The 3,874-nt window shown below is 55.1% G+C and carries 2 protein-coding genes and 3 pseudogenes; all 5 read left to right on the top strand.

The genetic code is table 11. From position 1 onward, the window contains the following. The first annotated feature begins 32 nt into the window (after positions 1 to 32). Positions 33 to 1,210 (top strand): annotated as a pseudogene (locus PACILC2_RS22855) (Gfo/Idh/MocA family protein). Positions 1,211 to 1,300: 90 nt separating this feature from the next. After that, positions 1,301 to 2,206 carry an ABC transporter permease gene (locus PACILC2_RS22850; RefSeq protein ID WP_244863771.1) on the top strand — a complete coding sequence of 302 codons (906 nt, stop codon included), beginning with the start codon at positions 1,301 to 1,303 and terminating at the stop codon, positions 2,204 to 2,206. A gap of 12 nt (positions 2,207 to 2,218) precedes the next feature. Beyond that, positions 2,219 to 3,099, top strand: a pseudogene (locus PACILC2_RS22845) (carbohydrate ABC transporter permease). Between the two features lie 56 nt (positions 3,100 to 3,155). Next, on the top strand, positions 3,156 to 3,647 hold the full coding sequence (locus PACILC2_RS28175; RefSeq protein ID WP_280515377.1) for an extracellular solute-binding protein: 492 nt from the start codon (positions 3,156 to 3,158) through the stop codon (positions 3,645 to 3,647). 7 nt (positions 3,648 to 3,654) lie between these two features. Then, positions 3,655 to 3,874 (top strand): annotated as a pseudogene (locus PACILC2_RS28170) (extracellular solute-binding protein); the annotation flags it as partial.

Below are 3,874 nucleotides of genomic sequence, written 5' to 3'. Positions count from 1 at the left end.
TGGCCAAAAATCGACAGAAAAGGGGAAGGGAAATGAAGAAAATTCGTATCGGCGTGATCGGCCTGGGCTGGCGATCCGGAGTTGCCCATTACTGGCATCGGCCGGAAGGGAGGTCGGTTGTCGTCGCCGGGGCGGATATCGATCCGGCGCGATGGGACAAGTTTCGGCAAAGAGTGAACCCCGACGCCGACGTCATGAACGATTACCGGGCGCTGCTGGAACGGCAGGATATCGACGCGGTCGCGATCATGACGCCCGATTACTGCCATGCCGAGCACGCGGTTGCGGCGCTTCGGGCGGGGAAGCATGTCTATTGCGAGAAGCCGCTCGGCATTACGGTGGAGGAATGCGACCGGATTTTGGAGGCGTGGAGAGCTTCCGGCAAGCATTTCATGATCGGCTTCAACATGCGCTACATGAACATGTACCGGACGATGAAGGAAATTATCGATTCCGGCGCCATCGGCGAGGTGAAAGCGGTCTGGGTGCGCCACTTTGTCGGTCTTGGAAGCGATTACTATTACCATAGCTGGCACGGCAGCTCGAGAAACACGACTTCGCTGCTGCTGCAAAAAGCTTCGCACGATATCGACATGATTCATTGGCTCGCCGGCCGGTATACGGAAAAGGTTGTCGCGTTCGGCGGCGTCGACTATTTCGGCGGGAGCAAGCCGAACGACTTGATCTGCCCGGAATGTCCCGAACGTGAAAGCTGCCCGGAAGCGCGCTTCGGCCCGCTGGTGCAGTGCGCATTTCGCGAGGAGATCGACGTGGAAGACAACAGTATGGTGCTGATGGAGCTTGAAGGCGGCATCAAAGCTTCCTATATGCAGTGCCATTTCACGCCGGATTACGAACGGAATTATACGATTATCGGCACGGAAGGCAGAATCGAAAATAACGAGACGGACAACAAGGTCATCGTGAAAAACCGGAAAACGAATACGTGGCGGGAACTGTCCGACGTTGTGTACGACATCAAAAAGGCCGAAGGCTCGCATAACGGGGCGGATCAAAAATATGCGACGATTTCATCGCCATGCTGCTGGACGGCAAAGAGCCGGTCGCCCAGCCGCTTGCGGGCCGCATGAGCGTGGCGGTCGGCTGCGCCGCCACCGAGTCGATGAGATCGGGCGGAGCCGTCGTTCGGGTCAAGGAACGGCAGCCGTGGATGACCGAAGACGGAGCGCCGCTGGCCCGCTTGTCATAAGCGTAAGCGGTCAAAGCAAAGGGAGGGGGGCATGGCGTGAACAACACGGCCGTTTCGCATCCGAGATCCGGAAAGACGCGTCCGGCGAAACTGCGGACGTTTCAAAAGTCGCTGCGGAAAAATTGGGACTTATATTTGCTGATTACGCCCGTTATCGTCTACTTTTTCGTCTTCGACTACATCCCGATGTACGGGGTTCAAATCGCCTTCAAAAACTTTATCGCGGCCAAAGGCATATGGGGCAGTGAATGGATCGGGTTCGATCATTTCGAACGCTTCTTCAACAGCTACTATTTCGAACGCCTGATCTGGAACACGCTGGGCATCAGCTTGTATCAGCTCGCTGTCGGGTTTCCGATTCCGCTCATTCTTGCGCTGCTGCTCAACGAAGTAGGCAACGGCCGTTTCAAGCGTTTCGTGCAGACCGTTACATACGCGCCGCATTTTTTGTCCACGGTCGTCATGGTCGGGCTGATCTTTCTGTTTTTGTCGCCGCAGAACGGCATCGTTAACCATCTCATCGTCTTGTTCGGAGGGACGCCGATCTCGTTCATGACCGAACCGGAATGGTTCAAAACGATCTACGTCTTCTCCGGCGTCTGGCAAGGAATGGGCTGGAACTCGATCATTTACCTGGCGGCGCTCGCGGCCATCGACCCGTCTTTGCACGAAGCGGCCAGAGTGGACGGGGCGAGCAGGCTCCGGCGCATATGGCACATCAATTTGCCGGGCATCATGCCGACCGTCGTCATTCTGCTCATTCTGAACGTCGGCCACATCATGAGCGTCGGCTTCGAGAAAATTTATTTGATGCAGAACAATTTGAACATCGAAAGCTCGGACGTCATCTCCACTTACGTGTACCAGCAAGGGATTATCGGCGCGCAATACAGCTTTGCGGCGTCTGTCGGCCTTTTCAATTCCGTGATCAATATCATCCTTCTCGTCGCGGTCAACCGGATCGCCAAAAAAGTAAACGAGACCAGTTTGTGGTAAGGGGGGATTGCGGTGAAAGAAACGATTGCGGACCGGATCGTGGGCGCAGCCATCTACATCTTGCTCACACTCATCCTTTTGGCCGTGCTGTACCCGCTCGTCTTCGTCGTCAGCGCTTCGATCAGCGATCCGCTGTCGGTGTCCAAAGGCGAAATGTGGCTGTTTCCGAAAGACTTGTCCTTCATCGGCTACGAGCGCATTTTTTCCAATCCGGAAATATGGACCGGGTACATCAACACGATCGTGTATACGCTCGTCGGCACATTTCTGAATCTCGTCATGACGATCATGGCCGCTTACCCGTTATCCCGCAAAGATTTTCGGGGCGCCATGTCATGACCGCCTATATCGTCTTCACGATGTTTTTCAGCGGCGGCCTCATCCCGACTTACTTGCTCGTCAAAAACCTCGGCATGATCAATACGATGTGGGCGCTTATCATTCCGGGCGCGGTCTCGGTGTGGAACATCATCATCATGCGAACCTTCTTCCAAACCAGCATCCCGAACGAAATTCAGGAGTCCGCGTCGATCGACGGGTGCTCCAACCTGCAGACATTATGGAAAATCGTCATTCCGCTCTCCATGCCTGTCATCGCGGTTATGATCCTGTTTTACGGCGTCGGCCACTGGAACGCTTATTTCAACGGTCTGATCTACCTGAACGACCGGGACAAATATCCGCTTCAGCTGTTTCTGAGGGAAATCCTCATCAAATCGGAGGTCGACAACATGGCGGGCAGTATGGATCTGTCCGTGCAAAACCATCTGATGGAGACGGAAGCGATCAAATACGCCATCGTAATCGTCGCCAATTTGCCTGTCCTGATGCTGTATCCGTTTTTGCAGAAGTATTTTACGAAAGGCTTTATGGTCGGTGCAATCAAGGGGTAATCGCCAACGGTCCCTTGTTTCACAAATAGAACTTATTCAGGGAGGGTTTCGGTTTCATGAAGAAGAGGAGAATGGCTCTGCTCATGCTCGTGTGCGCGATGACGATCGCGCTCCTCTCGGCATGCGGGGGCGACAACGAGCCCGCGCCTTCTGCGGAAGGCGGGAAGGACGGCGGGACGGAAGCCGGCAGCGAGCCGGCGGTCAAGACGGAAGGATTCCCGATCGTGGAGGAACCGATCAAGCTGACGTTTTTTGCCGGCAAGGCGGCTTCGGCTCCCGCCGACTGGAACAGTTTGCCCGTTTGGCAGGAGTACGCGAAGATGACGAACATCGAGGTCGATTTTCAGCTGACGCCCGCCGAAAGCCTGGCCGAGAAGCGCAACCTGGTGCTGTCGGGCGGCGACTATCCCGACGCCTTCCACACCGCGCGGCTGTCGACGATCGATCTGATGAATTACGGGACGCAGGGAACGTTCATTCCGCTCAACGACCTGATCGACAAGTACGCTCCCAATTTCAAAAAATGCTCGAGCAATACCCGGAAGTGAAAAAGGGGTGACGATGCCGGACGGCAACATTTATTCGTTCCCGACGTTTTACGATCCGTCGTTCAAATCGGTGCTGATCGGAACGAAGCTGTGGTATAACAAAAGCTTCCTGGATGCGCTCGGCCTGAAAGAGCCGGAGACGACCGATGAATTTTACGAGTATTTGAAAGCGGTCAAAACGGGGGATCCGAACAAAAACGGGAAAGCGGACGAAATTCCGTACGCGG

Source organism: Paenibacillus cisolokensis (genome assembly GCF_018403665.1).
GTDB lineage: Bacteria > Bacillota > Bacilli > Paenibacillales > Paenibacillaceae > Paenibacillus_AH > Paenibacillus_AH cisolokensis.
The sequence above is the reverse complement of the archived record's forward strand: the minus strand, read 5'-3'. Positions and strand labels throughout refer to the sequence as shown.